At 61.7% G+C, this 13,557-nt stretch carries 14 protein-coding genes; 9 read left to right on the top strand and 5 right to left on the bottom strand.

What is annotated here, in order from left to right:
* Window positions 1-122 precede the first annotated feature (122 nt).
* The 7 genes from thrC (at window position 123) to Thiosp_RS15195 (ending at window position 7,661) form a co-directional block, all read left to right on the top strand.
* Window positions 123-1,511 (top strand): threonine synthase, encoded by a 1,389-nt coding sequence (thrC, locus tag Thiosp_RS15225; protein ID WP_201063046.1) that lies wholly within the window; start codon window positions 123-125, stop codon window positions 1,509-1,511.
* Window positions 1,511-3,121, top strand: a complete 1,611-nt coding sequence (locus tag Thiosp_RS15220) for an alpha-isopropylmalate synthase regulatory domain-containing protein (protein WP_201063045.1) — start codon at window positions 1,511-1,513, stop codon at window positions 3,119-3,121. Before thrC ends, Thiosp_RS15220 begins: the two co-directional genes overlap by 1 nt.
* A gap of 27 nt (window positions 3,122-3,148) precedes the next feature.
* On the top strand, window positions 3,149-3,532 hold the full coding sequence (locus tag Thiosp_RS15215) for a DUF6394 family protein (RefSeq protein WP_201063044.1): 384 nt from the start codon (window positions 3,149-3,151) through the stop codon (window positions 3,530-3,532).
* A 73-nt stretch (window positions 3,533-3,605) separates the two neighbouring features.
* On the top strand, window positions 3,606-5,312 hold the full coding sequence (locus tag Thiosp_RS15210; protein ID WP_201063043.1) for a potassium channel family protein: 1,707 nt from the start codon (window positions 3,606-3,608) through the stop codon (window positions 5,310-5,312).
* Between the two features lie 25 nt (window positions 5,313-5,337).
* Entirely contained in the window at window positions 5,338-5,994 is a 657-nt protein-coding gene (locus Thiosp_RS15205; protein WP_201063042.1) for a hemerythrin domain-containing protein, read from the top strand.
* On the top strand, window positions 5,991-7,070 hold the full coding sequence (gene hemH, locus Thiosp_RS15200; protein ID WP_201063041.1) for a ferrochelatase: 1,080 nt from the start codon (window positions 5,991-5,993) through the stop codon (window positions 7,068-7,070). Before Thiosp_RS15205 ends, hemH begins: the two co-directional genes overlap by 4 nt.
* A 165-nt stretch (window positions 7,071-7,235) precedes the next feature.
* Window positions 7,236-7,661 (top strand): gamma-butyrobetaine hydroxylase-like domain-containing protein, encoded by a 426-nt coding sequence (locus tag Thiosp_RS15195; protein ID WP_201063040.1) that lies wholly within the window; start codon window positions 7,236-7,238, stop codon window positions 7,659-7,661.
* 53 nt (window positions 7,662-7,714) lie between these two features.
* Here the strand turns inward: Thiosp_RS15195 and Thiosp_RS15190 are convergent, their stop codons facing one another.
* The 4 genes from Thiosp_RS15190 to Thiosp_RS15175 all read right to left on the bottom strand — a co-directional run bounded on the left by Thiosp_RS15190 (window position 7,715) and on the right by Thiosp_RS15175 (window position 10,998).
* Complete coding sequence (locus Thiosp_RS15190) at window positions 7,715-8,938, bottom strand: argininosuccinate synthase (protein ID WP_201063039.1); 1,224 nt, start codon at window positions 8,936-8,938, stop codon at window positions 7,715-7,717.
* 89 nt (window positions 8,939-9,027) lie between these two features.
* Window positions 9,028-9,654 carry a 1,6-anhydro-N-acetylmuramyl-L-alanine amidase AmpD gene (gene ampD, locus Thiosp_RS15185; protein WP_201063038.1) on the bottom strand — a complete coding sequence of 209 codons (627 nt, stop codon included), beginning with the start codon at window positions 9,652-9,654 and terminating at the stop codon, window positions 9,028-9,030.
* 164 nt (window positions 9,655-9,818) lie between these two features.
* Window positions 9,819-10,409: a Uma2 family endonuclease gene (locus tag Thiosp_RS15180; protein WP_201063037.1), complete on the bottom strand. Its 591-nt coding sequence runs from the start codon at window positions 10,407-10,409 to the stop codon at window positions 9,819-9,821.
* Between the two features lie 385 nt (window positions 10,410-10,794).
* Window positions 10,795-10,998, bottom strand: coding sequence for a hypothetical protein (locus Thiosp_RS15175; protein ID WP_201063036.1), 204 nt, complete (start codon window positions 10,996-10,998; stop codon window positions 10,795-10,797).
* A gap of 108 nt (window positions 10,999-11,106) precedes the next feature.
* Here Thiosp_RS15175 and Thiosp_RS15170 point away from each other — a divergent pair, with 108 nt between their 5' ends.
* A complete protein-coding gene (locus tag Thiosp_RS15170) occupies window positions 11,107-12,393 on the top strand; it encodes an ISKra4 family transposase (protein WP_201063035.1) in 1,287 nt (428 codons plus the stop codon).
* A gap of 27 nt (window positions 12,394-12,420) precedes the next feature.
* Here the strand turns inward: Thiosp_RS15170 and Thiosp_RS15165 are convergent, their stop codons facing one another.
* Complete coding sequence (locus Thiosp_RS15165; protein ID WP_242518164.1) at window positions 12,421-12,588, bottom strand: hypothetical protein; 168 nt, start codon at window positions 12,586-12,588, stop codon at window positions 12,421-12,423.
* 63 nt (window positions 12,589-12,651) lie between these two features.
* On the opposite strand from Thiosp_RS15165, the gene Thiosp_RS15160 reads away from it, so the two are divergent.
* Window positions 12,652-13,557 (top strand): sulfotransferase domain-containing protein, encoded by a 906-nt coding sequence (locus tag Thiosp_RS15160; protein WP_201063034.1) that lies wholly within the window; start codon window positions 12,652-12,654, stop codon window positions 13,555-13,557.

The raw sequence follows: 13,557 nt of genomic DNA, 5'->3' as shown, positions 1-13,557 counted from the left end.
CAGTGGCTCAGGTTGCCCTGATCCGCGCTTTGCCTTAATTTGACTGCCCGAAGGCTCCCGCGAGGTTATGTTCCGGGCGCCGGGGATCGCACGGATTGGCAAATCGTTCATTACGAGTCTTTATGAAGTATCTCAGTACCAGAGGCGGCGTCGAGCCCGTTGGCTTCGCCGAAGCAGTGATGATGGGGCTGGCGACCGACGGTGGTCTGCTGGTTCCAGAATTGCTGCCGCGGATCGGAGCGGAGCAGTCGCGCGCATGGTCGCAGCTGGGTTTTCAAGACCTGGCCTGCGAGGTGATGCGGCCCTTTGTCGGGGATGACCTGTCTGCGGCGGAGCTTGGGGCGCTGGTGGAGCGCTCTTACGCGCGCTTCGACCATCCCGAGATTACACCGCTGGCGCAGGCGGGCGACAGGCACATTCTCGAACTCTTCCATGGGCCCACGGCCGCCTTCAAGGATGTGGCGCTGCAGTTTCTCGGCAATCTGTTCGAGCATTTTCTGGCGCGCAGCGGCGAGCAGCTCAATATCATCGGCGCCACCTCGGGCGATACCGGCTCCGCCGCCATCGCTGGGGTGCGCGGCAAGGAGCGCATCCAGATTTTCATCCTGCATCCCAAGGGCCGAGTGTCACCGGTGCAGGAACGCCAGATGACGACAGTGTTGGATGAGAACGTCCATAACCTGGCGGTGCGCGGCACCTTCGATGACGCTCAGCGCATCGTCAAGGCGTTGTTTAGCGATCTCGACTTCAAAACCCGCTACCGCCTCGGAGCGGTCAACTCCATCAACTGGGCGCGCATTCTGGCGCAGACGGTTTACTATTTTTACGCGTGGGGGCGGCTCAGCGGTGGCGATGTCAACCACCGCGTCAGTTTCGCGGTGCCGACGGGTAATTTCGGCGATGTGTTCGCCGGATATCTGGCCAAGCGCATGGGTTTGCCGGTGGAACGACTCATTCTGGCGACCAACCGCAACGATATCCTCACGCGTTTTGTAAATCATGGCATCTACTCGGTTACCCAGGTGCATCACACCCTAAGCCCGGCGATGGATATCCAATTTGCCTCGAACTTCGAGCGCTATCTCTACTATTTGCTCGATGAGGACGCCGACGCGGTCAGTGCCCGCGTGACCGCCATGCAGCGCGATGGGCGGATTGAGTTCAGTACCGCCGAGCATGCGCGCGCGGGCGCGGACTTTGCCGCGACGGCGGTCAGCGACGCTGACACCTTAGAGCAGATGCGCGCCACCTATCAGGAGGCGGACTACCTGCTCTGTCCCCACACAGCCGTTGGCGTGCGGGCAGCCGCAGCCTGGCCCGATGCGGTCTGTTTGGCAACCGCGCATCCGGCCAAGTTCAACGAGGCGGTGCACGAGGCTATCGGCATGGACGCACCGCCGCCGCCCTGCCTGCAAGGACTGCTGGAGCGCGAAGCGCGCTGCGAGGAGATCGCGGCCGAAACCGACGCCGTGCGCGAGCGGCTCAAGTCAACCTTGTCGCAGACGCGCTGATGTCCGACGCCATGCTGAAGCCCGAGGGCACACTGCCGCAGACCCCGGCTAGCCAATCCATCCAGATTCTCGACACCACCTTGCGCGACGGCGAGCAGACTCAGGGTGTGTCTTTTTCGCGCGACGAGAAAACCAATATCGCCAAGGTGCTGCTTGAGCAGGTGCGCGTTGATCGCATCGAGGTCGCCTCGGCGCGCGTATCCCAGGGCGAACAGGGCGCCGTGGCGGCCATGGTCGACTGGGCGCGCGCGAAAGACCTCGACCGGCGCATCGAGGTGCTAGGCTTTGTCGATCATGGCAAGAGCGTGGAATGGATTCGCGCCGCTGGCGGCTCGGTGATCAACCTACTGGCCAAGGGTAGCGAGAAACACTGCCGCACCCAACTGGGTAAGACACTGCAAGAGCACGCCGCCGATGTGCGCGAAACCGTCGGTATTGCTCGGGAGCAAGGGCTGCAGGTCAATCTGTATCTTGAGGACTGGTCCAACGGCTATGCCGATAATCCGGCCTATGTCTTTGAGCTCATGGAAAGATTGCAGGATGCCGGCATCTCCCACTTCATGCTGCCTGATACCTTGGGCGTGATGACACCAGAGGGCGTCTTCGCGGCCATGCGCGACATGATGGCGCGTTTTCCCGGCTGTTTGTTTGACTTTCACCCGCACAACGACTACGGGCTGGCGACCGCCAATGTGCTCGCCGCCGCGCGCGCCGGCGCCGCTGCGGTGCACTGCACGGTCAACTGCCTGGGCGAGCGTGCTGGCAATGCGTCTCTGGCGGAAGTCGTCGTCAACTTGCGCGATCAGCTCGGCCTGACGCTCGGCATCGACGAATCCCATCTGGTGCGGGCAAGTGAGCTGGTGCAGTATTTCGCCGGCAAACGGGTGTCGGATAACGCGCCCATCATCGGCAGCGATGTGTTTACCCAAACGGCTGGCATCCATGCTGACGGCGACAACAAGGGACGCCTCTATCACACCAAGCTCTCGCCCGAGCGCTTCAGCCGTCGGCGCACCTATGCACTGGGCAAGCTAAGCGGCAAGGCGTCGTTGAGCAAGAATCTCGAGCGGCTCGACATCACTCTGTCGGAAGAGAATCAGCGCAAGGTGCTCAAGCGCATCGTTGAGCTGGGGGATTCGAAAAAGACCATCACGGCTGAGGACTTGCCCTTCATCATCGCCGAGGTGCTCGAAAGCCGCGACTACGACCACGCCGAGCTGCTCGCCTGCCATGTGTCCGGTAGCTTGGGGCTTGAATCCACCGCCAGCATCAAGCTGTGCATCGACGGTGAGCTGATGACCGCAACCGGCAGCGGCAATGGCGGCTTCGATGCCTTCAATAATGCTCTTTCCCGCATCGTCAAGCGTCTGGGTGTGACGCTGCCGACCCTGGCCGACTATGAAGTGCGCATCCCCAAAGGCGGGCGCAGCGATGCGCTGACCGAATGCACCATCAGCTGGCTGGATGAAAGCGGCAGCGGGCGTGAGTTCAAAACCCGTGGCGTGCATGCCAACCAGGTGTTCGCCGCCATTGGCGCCACCGTGCGTATGCTGAACCTCGTGCTGCACTGGACCGCCCAAACGCGCGCGGAGTCCCCAAGCGCGGCCTGATGTCTTGAATCTTAAAAAGAGCTTGCGATGAATCTTGAAAAGGTCGTCTTCGGGTTTTTTATTTTCCTGGCGTTGACGCTGAACTTCGGCTTTTTTGTCGGGGAGATCGACAATCCAGCGCATCATCACGTGCGGGAATTCGTCCTGCTGTTCATTGTTAACGCCGTCGCCCTGATCATGAAGCTCGGCGACCGCAGCCAGGTGGATGCCATGCTGCTGGCCACCGGGCTGGTGGCCATGCTGCAGCTCATCGGCGCTGCCATCATCTGGATTCTGGCAGCCCATGTATGGGAGTCCGGCATGACTCCGGGCGTGATGTCCAGCATCGTCTCGCTCGCAGGGGGCGCCATGGTGGCCAATGTCATCTCCGTGGTGCTGCTGGTTGTGGAAACCGTGACCTTGCGGCGCTAGTCGCCTCGCCAGTCTCCTCACCGCGCCAGCAATCCGCGCTGCCTTTCCACGCTGCCTTTGCTTAAGGGGGCCGATGGATAACATCTACTTCCTGATCTTGCGCCGCATGCGCAAACCGCTGCTGGCACTGGTGGTGGTTTACAGCATCGCGGTCTTCGGTCTGGTCCTGATTCCCGGGCGAGATGCCGACGGCAATGTCTGGTATCTGGGATTTTTCCACGCCTTTTACTTCGTCAGCTACATGGCCACCACCATTGGCTTTGGCGAGCTGCCGCAAGAGTTCAGCGACGCACAGCGGCTATGGACGGTGTTTTGCATCTATGCCAGCGTAACCGTGTGGCTCTACTCCGTCGGCTCGCTGATTGCCCTGCTGCAGGACGAAAGCCTGCAGCGGGCGCTGGCCGAGGGACGGTTTGCCGCCAGTGTCAGGCGCATCTCCACGCCCTTTTTCCTCATTGTTGGCTACGGTCAGACCGGTCGCGATCTGGTGCGCGCACTCACTAGCGAGCGCCGGCGGGCGGTGGTGATTGATGCCGACCGCGAGCGCATCAATGGCCTGCAGCTTGAGAAGCTGCGCGAATTCGTGCCATCCCTGCAAGCGGATGCTCAGTCCCCGGATGTCTTGCTCAGCGGCGGCATGCGCCATCACAAGTGCCAGGCAGTGCTGGCCCTGACGTCATCCAACGAGGTGAATCTCAAGGTGGCGTTGGCGGCGAAATTGCTGCATCCCGAGGTCACCGTCATCTGCCGCTCGGACTCGAATGACATCTCCGCCAACATGTTGTCGTTCGACACCAACTATGTGCTTAACCCGTTTGAGATCTTCGCGGTCTATCTGCGCGCCGCCCTCACAGCACATTGCCTGACCATTCTCAACGACTGGCTCGGCGCCCTGCGCGATGCCCAGCTTAGTGAGCCGCGCAAGCCGCCGGCCGGCGGGCGCTGGGTGCTGTGCGGCTTCGGGCGTTTCGGCAAGGCGGTCTATCGCGAGCTTGAAGGGCTCGACTGCGAGCTGATGGTGATCGAATCCCGCCCCGATCGCACCGGCATGCCGCCGACCGCCTGGATTCACGGCCGCGGCACCGAGGCTGAAACCCTGGAGCAAGCCGGCATCCGCGATGCGGTCGGGCTGATTGCCGGCACCGACAGCGACGCCAATAATCTATCGATTATCATGACCGCGCGCGCAATGAATCCGGAACTCTATCTGGTAGTGCGGGAAAATAACATGGTCAATGAGGACCTCTTTCGCGCCGTCGATGCGGACATTCGCATGCACCCGAGCCTGATCGTGGCCAACCGCATTCGCACTCTGCTCAGACTGCCGCTGTTGAGCCAATTTTTTGACCTCGCCCGCAATCAGGACGAAGCCTGGGCCTGCGCGCTGGTCAGCAGGGTCGCGGCCCTCCTGCAAGACAGCGTGCCCGAAGTCTGGGAACATCGTATCGACGCAGAGGATGCCCCCGCGCTGCTAGACGCCGCCCGCGATGGGCTCAAACCACGGCTCGCCGATCTGTTGGCGGATCTGCGCGATCCCGGCGCCACGCTGCCCGCCATCGCGCTGCTGCATCAGCGCGAAGGGCGGCTCGACTTGCTGCCTGAGCCTGATACCCTTGTGCAGCCCGGCGATCGTCTGCTGTTTTGCGGTCGCACCTGGGCACGTTCGCGCATTCGCTGGAAGCTGGTTGATCCGGATATTCTAAGCAACGCCCTGGGCCAGCCCGAACGCGCCGGCTGGCTCTGGCGCCAACTGCAATCCCGTCTGCCGGGGTTGCGATGAGTGGTCAAGAAAGGGGAGGGTGGTGATGAGTGCGCTAATCAATCGGCTGACCCGTGATCATCGCCGCTTCGGGCGCATCATGACGCTGCTTGAGGGTCTGGTTGCGCGTTTTCATGGCGGCGAGGAGCCCGACTATGAGTTGATGTGCGAGCTGCTGGAATATGTCGTCGACTATGCCGACCAGGTCCACCATCGCAGCGAAGAACTCATTTTCGCTGCGATGGGGGAGGCGATCAGCAAGACGGCGCCCGGCGCCGGGTCCGGCACCGACAGTCCACCGCAGAGCGGGGAGCTTTCAGCAACCGCGCAGCCGACGGGAATCGATGCCGTTGCGTTGCAGCAGGCCCTCGACTCGCTGAGCGCGCAGCACCAGCAACTCGAGGACATGAACCGCGCCTTTCGCGACGCGATCGAGGGTATCGTCCATGAGGAAGTGCTGTCGCGCGATACCGTGGCGGAGCAGGGCCAAGCAATGATCTCACTGATGCGCACGCACATTGCCGATGAAGAAGCGCGGGTGTTTCCCGCCGCGCGCGAGTTGCTGTCCACCGACGACTGGGTGCGCCTCGAGGCGCAGGCGCCCAGCGCGGCCGATCCGGTCTTCGGCCAACTCGACCCGCTGCGCTTCCGTACCCTGTATGATTACCTCAAAGACGAGCTCGACGCAGAGGACGCCGAATGAAATACAAGAACGTTGTCGATTTTCAGCATGACATGCCGGAGAAGCTCGGCGTGCTAATGCTCAATCTCGGCACCCCGGACGCACCCACCCCGAATGCCGTGCGCCGCTATCTTGCCGAGTTTCTGAATGACCCGCGCGTGGTCGAGGTTCCGCGCCCGCTGTGGTGGTTTATTCTGCACGGCGTCATCCTGCGCGTGCGCCCAGCGCGCTCCGCCCGCGCCTATCAGGCGGTCTGGACTGATCGCGGCTCGCCGTTGCTCGACATCGCCCAGCGCCAGGCTGCGGGGCTGCAACAACGTCTCACCCAGCGCGTCGGATCAAGTGTGCGCGTTGAGCTCGCCATGCGCTACGGTAACCCATCGGTCTCGGGGGCACTCGAGCGGCTCAAGGCCGACCACGTGCGCCGCCTGCTGGTGCTGCCGCTCTATCCCCAGTACTCAGGCACTACCACGGCGTCTACATTCGATGCCGTGACCGAAGAGCTCAGCACCTGGCGTTGGCTGCCCGAGCTACGCTTCGTCAACCAATACCACGATGATCCCGCCTACATCGACGCCCTCGTCGCGAGCATCCGCACAGCATGGGCCGAGAAGGGCGAGCCCGAGCGGCTGTTATTCACCTTTCACGGTATTCCAAAGCGCTACTTCACCGCCGGTGACCCTTACCACTGCCACTGCCAGAAAACCGCGCGCATGGTCGCCGACAGCCTCGGGCTTGATGAAGACCGCTGGCTGGTCTCCTTCCAGTCGCGCGTCGGCCGCGACGAATGGTTGCAGCCATACACCGATGAGACCCTCAAGCTCTGGGGCAGCGATGGCGTCAAGAGCGTCCATGTTATCGCCCCCGGTTTCTCTGCCGACTGCCTGGAGACGCTTGAAGAAATCGACGTCGAAAACCGCCGCTATTTCCTCGAGGCCGGCGGCGGAGATTACTACTATATCCCCTGCCTCAACGACGCCCTCGCTCACCTCGACATGCTTGCAGGCCTGGTCGCCCGCCACACCTGCGGCTGGCCCGAAATGAGCACAACGGGCGCCGCCTGTCCGCATCAGGTTAAGTTGGCGGCAGCGGGTTGAGGCAGCGGATTGAGAAGGCAAAGCCGACCAAATCCCTAACAGCTGCTTGCTCCAGCCAAACGATTCCCTGACGGCAGGGAATCTCGGCTTTTCGATTGGATATTTGGCAAATCCCCTGATCGTCCGCATCTTGGCCGCATTGACCGATTGCCAGAGACCAAACCGATGGAGCAAAACCCACGCCCGACCGATATTCAGCTGCACAGCCAATCCCGCGTGCTCGAGATCATCTACGACGACGGCGCCCATTACCGCCTGCCGTGCGAATATCTGCGCGTCTACTCACCCTCGGCCGAGGTGCGCGGCCACACGCCGGATCAGGCCAAACTTCAGATTGGCAAAGAGGAGGTGAAGATCACCAATCTTGAGCCAATCGGCAACTATGCCGTGAAAATCTTCTTCGATGACGGGCACAAGTCCGGGCTGTTCGACTGGGCCTACCTGTACAAACTCGGCCGCGGCTGGCAACCGCTGTGGCAGGATTATCTGCAACGCCTGCGCGATGTCGGACGCAAGCGCATGGCAGAGGACCCATTCGACCAGCTCCAGGCCCGCGGCCAGCCGCCGTCGGACCTGCCGCGCGTGCATTAGCGCTTGGCCGGGCCGACGGCGGCGATCAAGCAAACCCAGCCGCGAGATCAGCTCTAAAGCCGCCCCTTGCGCCCAGCCACCCGCAGGCGCAGCGCATTCAGCCGGATAAAGCCGGTTGCGTCGCCCTGATCATAAGCGCCGGCGTCTTCCTCAAAGGTGGCGATGCTGGCATCGAACAGACTGTCGCTCGCTGAGCGCCGGCCGGTGACCAATACATTGCCCTTGTAGAGCTTTAGCCGTACTTCGCCATTGACTACCTGCTGGGTCTGGTCAATCGCGGCCTGGAGCATGTTCCGCTCCGGGCTGAACCAATAGCCGTTGTAGATCAGGCTGGCATAGCGGGGCATCAGCTCGTCTTTCAGGTGCGCCGCCTCGCGGTCGAGCGTGAGCGATTCCATCGCCCGATGCGCCTTCAGCATGATGGTGCCGCCGGGGGTCTCGTAACAGCCGCGCGATTTCATGCCGACATAGCGATTCTCAACAATGTCGGCGCGGCCGATGCCATGCTCGCCGCCGATGCGATTGAGTTCCGCGAGCACCTGCGCCGGGCTCATGGGGTTGCCGTCGATGGCGACGATGTCGCCGCGCTCAAAGCGCAGTTCGATCTCCTGCGGGGCATCCGGTGCCTGCTGCGGATCGCGCGTCCAGCGCCACATATCAGCACCCGGCTCGACCCAGGGGTCTTCCAGATCATAGCCCTCGTAGGAGATGTGCAGCAGGTTGGCGTCCATGGAGTAGGGCGACTTGTTACCCTCGCGCTTCATTTCCACCGGAATGCCGTGCTGCTCGGCGTAGGCCAGCAGCTTCTCGCGCGAGAGCAGATCCCATTCGCGCCAGGGCGCGATGATCTGAATCTCCGGATTTAGCCCATAGGCGCCCAGCTCGAAACGCACCTGGTCGTTGCCTTTGCCGGTGGCGCCGTGAGAGATGGCATCGGCGCCCGTCTCCCGCGCGATCTCGACCAAACGCTTGGCGATCAGCGGACGTGCGATGGAGGTGCCGAGCAGATATTCGCCCTCATAAAGCGCATTGGCGCGGAACATGGGGTAGACGAAATCGCGCACGAACTCCTCGCGCAGATCGTCAATGTAGATTTCCTTCACCCCCGCCGCCTGAGCCTTGGCGCGCGCCGGCTCAAGCTCCTCGCCCTGGCCGATGTCAGCGGTGAAGGTGACCACCTCGCAGCCATATTCCTGCTGCAGCCATTTGAGAATTACCGAAGTGTCAAGCCCGCCGGAATAAGCGAGCACGACCTTTTTAACCTGTTGTGCAGGCATTCTGAGACGCTCCCTAGCATTTCAAACAAGGATTCAGCCAGCATTATCGCACGCCTGCCGGGCACAATGGCGCGATGACCATGGCGACGTCAGCATCTCTCACTGTCGTGCGCACCACAAAATACCGGCAGATCAGCCGTTAGCGCCTCCGGTCCGAAAACCGTCCCAAGATAGCGCTCCCAGTCGAAGCAAGGCCCAGGATCAGTCTTGCGACCGGGCGCGATATGCTCATGCCCGACCACCCGCCCAGGTCCAATGGCCGGGTAGGCGCGCAGAATCGTCCGCGTCAGAGCAACAAGGCGCCCGTACTGCGCATCGGTGAAAGGGCAGCTGTCCGTCCCCTCCAACTCGATTCCAATAGAAAAATCATTGCAATTCTCGCGGCCCTGAAAGCGTGAGGCCCCTGCATGCCAGGCGCGATCACCCAGATCGACAAACTGCAGCGCCTCGCCACTCCGACGGATCAGCAAATGCGCTGAAACGCGCAGCCCAGCGATGGTCTGAAAGTAGGGATGTCCCGCCGGATCGAGCTGATTCAAGAACAGCTGCTCGACCCAAGGACCACCAAAGTCCCCAGGCGGCAGACTGATGTTGTGGATTACCAGCAACTCGACCGCCATCCCCGGCGGCCGGCGGTTGCAATTAGGCGATGGACAACGCCGCGCCTGTGGGAGCCAACCCGATACTCGTGCAGGATTTTGCGCTCTGCTGGTCATCGCGTGGTATTGAGCTTCACATCCTATCGCTATAAAGAACCCGCTCAAATGTTCAGTAGGCTCCCCCCTCGACCTTCCAGATGGAATAACCAGGCAGGTTGACTAGCACGGAGTTGCTTGAGCATCGGGTTTCTGGTTACCGCACGCTGCCTGCAATCAATGCCTCATTCGGCTTCCGGCTCAGAACCAAGCGGCGGAAGGTCCTCGAAAATCTCCGTGAACGGCAACTCCAGCTCCAGCGACTCCAACCGGCAGGCGCCATCTCCCGGGCGGCAGTCGCGCAAGTGCCAATCGCCCTGATCGGTGCGATGGTAGACTTCCAGCCGGCGTGCGCCAATGTCCACCACCACGTATTCGCGCAGCGACGGCAACAGGCGATACGCCGAAGCCTTCGCACCACGGTCAAAGGCCTCGGTCCGCGCCGAGAGCACCTCAATAATCAAACGCGGATGCTCCAGACTAAGCGCTGCGGCATGATCACGGGCATCGCAAGAAACCATCACATCCGGATAAAAAAACGCATCCGCCGCCGCCACCCGCAGCTTCATGTCCGCGACATAGGTCCGGCAAGGGCCGCCACGCAAGCGCTGCTTGAGCGCAGCGGCAAAATTCAACGAAACCAAAACATGCTCCTGCCGCGCCCCTACCATGGCAAATGCCTCACCTTGAAAATACTCATGCTTCTCCGGCTGCTCCTCCTCCCAGGCAAGATACGCCTCAGCGTCGAAAGGTAACTGTTCAGCAATTGCGGACATGGAAGGGATCTCCACCAACAAAGATTCAAAAAGCGCATGCGGTCAGGGGCCAAACGAACCGGCCCAAGGGCTACCCATCTGCGGGGACTTGACAGGTATCGTAACCATTTTGCATCAGCGCATGCACCAGATTGCGCATTTAAGAGAAGAATTCTTTGGGGGGCAAGCGTAGCGCCGCGACGGCAGCCCTGACGCACGACTTTCCAGACCGAGGTGCTTAGCGAGGGATGGCGAGTGTTTTTGCGCCGACTCAGGTGAAAACCCAACATTGGTGCCCTTGTGACGGAATCTTCCGAAGCGGAAATAGCCGCTTGAGGACTGGTTGGCCATAGGAAGCCGCCGCCTGCGCGATGGGCAAGCGGTCGTCTCACTGCAGGCAGTGAGCTCAGAGCAGACTTAATCGAAACGGTCGCTGCAGGCGCTGCTCCACCACGGCGGGGTCGAGCCAAGGGCCGGTGAGGGTATTGCGGATGAAGCCGATGGTGGCCTGCACCCCAAGCTGCACGAATAGCGCCGCCAGCTGCTTGGAGAAGCGCGCCAGGGTGTTGATGAGGTGCGCCAGACGCATCAGGAAATGGTAGCCCTTCATCGCGTTCCACTGCTTGGCGAAGGCATGCTCATAGGGTGCGGCCTCGACAAGATGTTATTTCGAGGAGTATGCTTTAAGTCTCTGTAAATGATGAGGCGAGGAGCGATCATGGCCACGGTTGTCCGGCGTTCGGGGGAAGAGATCACCATCGAAGTGAGCCTGCCGTTGCATGGCAGCTTGCAGGAGATGGAACAGCAGATTCAGCAGGCGACCAACGCAGTTGGCTGCTGTGCGACAGTCGAGGCACTGGGGCGTTTTGATACCGACGGGAGCCCGATTCGCGTGGGCGACATCAAGCTGACTGCGCGCGCCCGCGATCCGAAGGAATACCAAACGCCTTATGGGCCTGTCAGCGTCGAGCGCTATGTCTATCAGACCTCGCGTGGCGGGCGGATTTATTGTCCGCTGGAGACCGCCGCGCGCATCGTGCGCGGGGCAACGCCGTTGTTCGCCCGCCAGATCAGTCACAAGTACGCCCAACTCAATGCGGGCTCGGTGCAACGCGATCTCGCGGACAATCACGGACGCTGCGTCGCGCGCTCTTATATCCAGCATGTCGGCGAATGGGTCGGCACCATCGCCATGGCGAAGGAAGAAACCTGGACGTATGAACTGCCCGCGTTGGCGCAGGCGATCACGACGGTGGCCGTGAGCTTGGATGGCGCCATGATTCCCATGGCCGACAGCAGCGGGTATCGCGAAGCCATGGTCGGTGCGCTGTCGTTCTACGACACGGCGGGGGAGCGTCAGCACACCATTTACCTGGCCGCCGCGCCCGAATACGGCAAACAGACCTTCACGGAACGGCTGACCCGCGAAATCACTGCCGCCAAACAGCATTACCCTGACGCGCGCTTCATCGGCATCGCTGACGGGGCCGCTGCCAATTGGTCATTTTTGACCCAACACACCGAGCAACAACTCATCGACTTCTATCATGCCAGCGAGTATCTGGCCCTGCTCGCTCAAGCCCGTTACCCGGCACGCAAAGATCAGGGCGCGCGGGAGCGATACCGCCACGACCAGGCCCATCGGCTCAAGCATGATCCGCACGCCGTTGATGCCCTCATCAATGAGGCCGAACGATTGGGGGAGAAACGCGGCTTATCCCAAGCGGTTCGCGAAGGCGTGCGCCGCGCTTGGACCTATTTCACCAACCATCGCCACCAGATGGACTACCCCGGTTTCCTCGCCGAGCATCTTCCCATCGGTTCAGGGGTGACTGAAGCCGCCTGCAAGACGCTGGTCAAGCAGCGACTTTGCGCATCGGGCATGCGCTGGAAAACCAAAGGCGCCGGGATTGTACTCAGCCCGCGGGCGCTGAGCCAAACGACCGGGCGCTGGCAGCAATTTTGGCAGCGAATTGATCAATTCGGTGCCGCCTGTTTCGGATAATCACATTATTAAAAGGCCGCACCCTGCTCATAGGCGTAGCCCGAGCGCGGCGAGATGGACGGCATGACGCCCCTCGCCATCGGCGACGACCAAAGCTCGCTGTCCGGGGCGCAGGCGCTCCGTCTGGGCCGCGAGAAACTGGCTCGGCTCGGTGCCGTAGAGATAGTCTTCACGGTCGAAGCGTTGGTCCCACATAGGGTCTCTCCGTGAGATGATTCTGCGTGATACGCTTGTTCAGATTTTCAGGAAACGCATGACATGACCACGCAGCCATCCGTTGGCACAATCGATTTGGCGCGGCCCGAGCCATCCGACGCGCCACCGGATGCACATTGGGGCGAGCCCCATCCGCTGCATGATCCCTGGATACTCGCCCATTTTCAGGCACGCCCGAGCGATGTGCTGATCACCACGGCACCCAAGGCCGGAACCACCTGGATGCAGCAGATTCTGCATCAACTGCGCACCGGCAGCGATGACACCTTCGAGGACATCGATACGGTGGTGCCCTGGCTGGAACGCCAGCGTCCGCCCCAAACCTGGCAACAGGTGTTGGCGGGCTTTGCAGCGCGCCCCGATCCGCGGCTGTTCAAGACCCATTGTACCTGGGAGCAGACCCCGGGCCGCGAGATCGCACGCCTGATTCTGACGGTGCGCGATCCGCGCGACTGCTGCGTCAGCTTCTACCATCACCTGATGGACATGACCGACAGCGCGCTCGCCGCTCACGGATTGGAGCGACCCGCGAGTCTGGAGGTCCATGTGGAGGACTGGCTCGCCTTCGGCGCCTGGTTTCGTAATCTGGGCAGCTGGTGGCCTCGGCGCGAGCGCGACAACCTGCTGATGCTGCGCTACAGCGATCTCAAGGCCGACCTGCCGGGCGCAATTGAACGGATCGCCACGTTTCTCGGCTGGCCCGTGACGCCACAGACGCTTGAGCAAACCGTGCAGCTGTCTTCCTTCGCCTGGATGAAGGCAAACAGCCAGCGCTTCGCCGGGCGCAACGCCGATGGCAGTCCGATGTTTCGCCCCGGCGGCTTCATCCGCAAAGGCCAGACCGGCGATCACACAACCCAGCTGACCGGCGATCAGGAGGCGCGGATTCTCAGTCGTTGTCGACAGGAGTTGTCCGCCGACTGTCTGGCCTATCTGGGGCTCGATTGA

This window comes from Thiorhodovibrio litoralis (assembly GCF_033954455.1).
In the GTDB taxonomy this organism is placed as follows: Bacteria; Pseudomonadota; Gammaproteobacteria; order Chromatiales; family Chromatiaceae; genus Thiorhodovibrio; species Thiorhodovibrio litoralis.
The sequence above is the reverse complement of the archived record's forward strand: the minus strand, read 5'-3'. Positions and strand labels throughout refer to the sequence as shown.

Excerpts from the sequence above, each read along its gene's own strand:
- thrC (WP_201063046.1), top strand. The coding sequence starts at position 123 with ATGAAGTATCTCAGTACCAGAGGCGGCGTCGAGCCCGTTGGCTTCGCC.
- Thiosp_RS15220 (WP_201063045.1), top strand. The coding sequence starts at position 1,511 with ATGTCCGACGCCATGCTGAAGCCCGAGGGCACACTGCCGCAGACCCCG.
- Thiosp_RS15215 (WP_201063044.1), top strand. The coding sequence starts at position 3,149 with ATGAATCTTGAAAAGGTCGTCTTCGGGTTTTTTATTTTCCTGGCGTTG.
- Thiosp_RS15210 (WP_201063043.1), top strand. The coding sequence starts at position 3,606 with ATGGATAACATCTACTTCCTGATCTTGCGCCGCATGCGCAAACCGCTG.
- Thiosp_RS15205 (WP_201063042.1), top strand. The coding sequence starts at position 5,338 with ATGAGTGCGCTAATCAATCGGCTGACCCGTGATCATCGCCGCTTCGGG.
- hemH (WP_201063041.1), top strand. The coding sequence starts at position 5,991 with ATGAAATACAAGAACGTTGTCGATTTTCAGCATGACATGCCGGAGAAG.
- Thiosp_RS15195 (WP_201063040.1), top strand. The coding sequence starts at position 7,236 with ATGGAGCAAAACCCACGCCCGACCGATATTCAGCTGCACAGCCAATCC.
- Thiosp_RS15190 (WP_201063039.1), bottom strand. The coding sequence starts at position 8,938 with ATGCCTGCACAACAGGTTAAAAAGGTCGTGCTCGCTTATTCCGGCGGG.
- ampD (WP_201063038.1), bottom strand. The coding sequence starts at position 9,654 with ATGACCAGCAGAGCGCAAAATCCTGCACGAGTATCGGGTTGGCTCCCA.
- Thiosp_RS15180 (WP_201063037.1), bottom strand. The coding sequence starts at position 10,409 with ATGTCCGCAATTGCTGAACAGTTACCTTTCGACGCTGAGGCGTATCTT.
- Thiosp_RS15175 (WP_201063036.1), bottom strand. The coding sequence starts at position 10,998 with ATGAAGGGCTACCATTTCCTGATGCGTCTGGCGCACCTCATCAACACC.
- Thiosp_RS15170 (WP_201063035.1), top strand. The coding sequence starts at position 11,107 with ATGGCCACGGTTGTCCGGCGTTCGGGGGAAGAGATCACCATCGAAGTG.
- Thiosp_RS15165 (WP_242518164.1), bottom strand. The coding sequence starts at position 12,588 with ATGTGGGACCAACGCTTCGACCGTGAAGACTATCTCTACGGCACCGAG.
- Thiosp_RS15160 (WP_201063034.1), top strand. The coding sequence starts at position 12,652 with ATGACCACGCAGCCATCCGTTGGCACAATCGATTTGGCGCGGCCCGAG.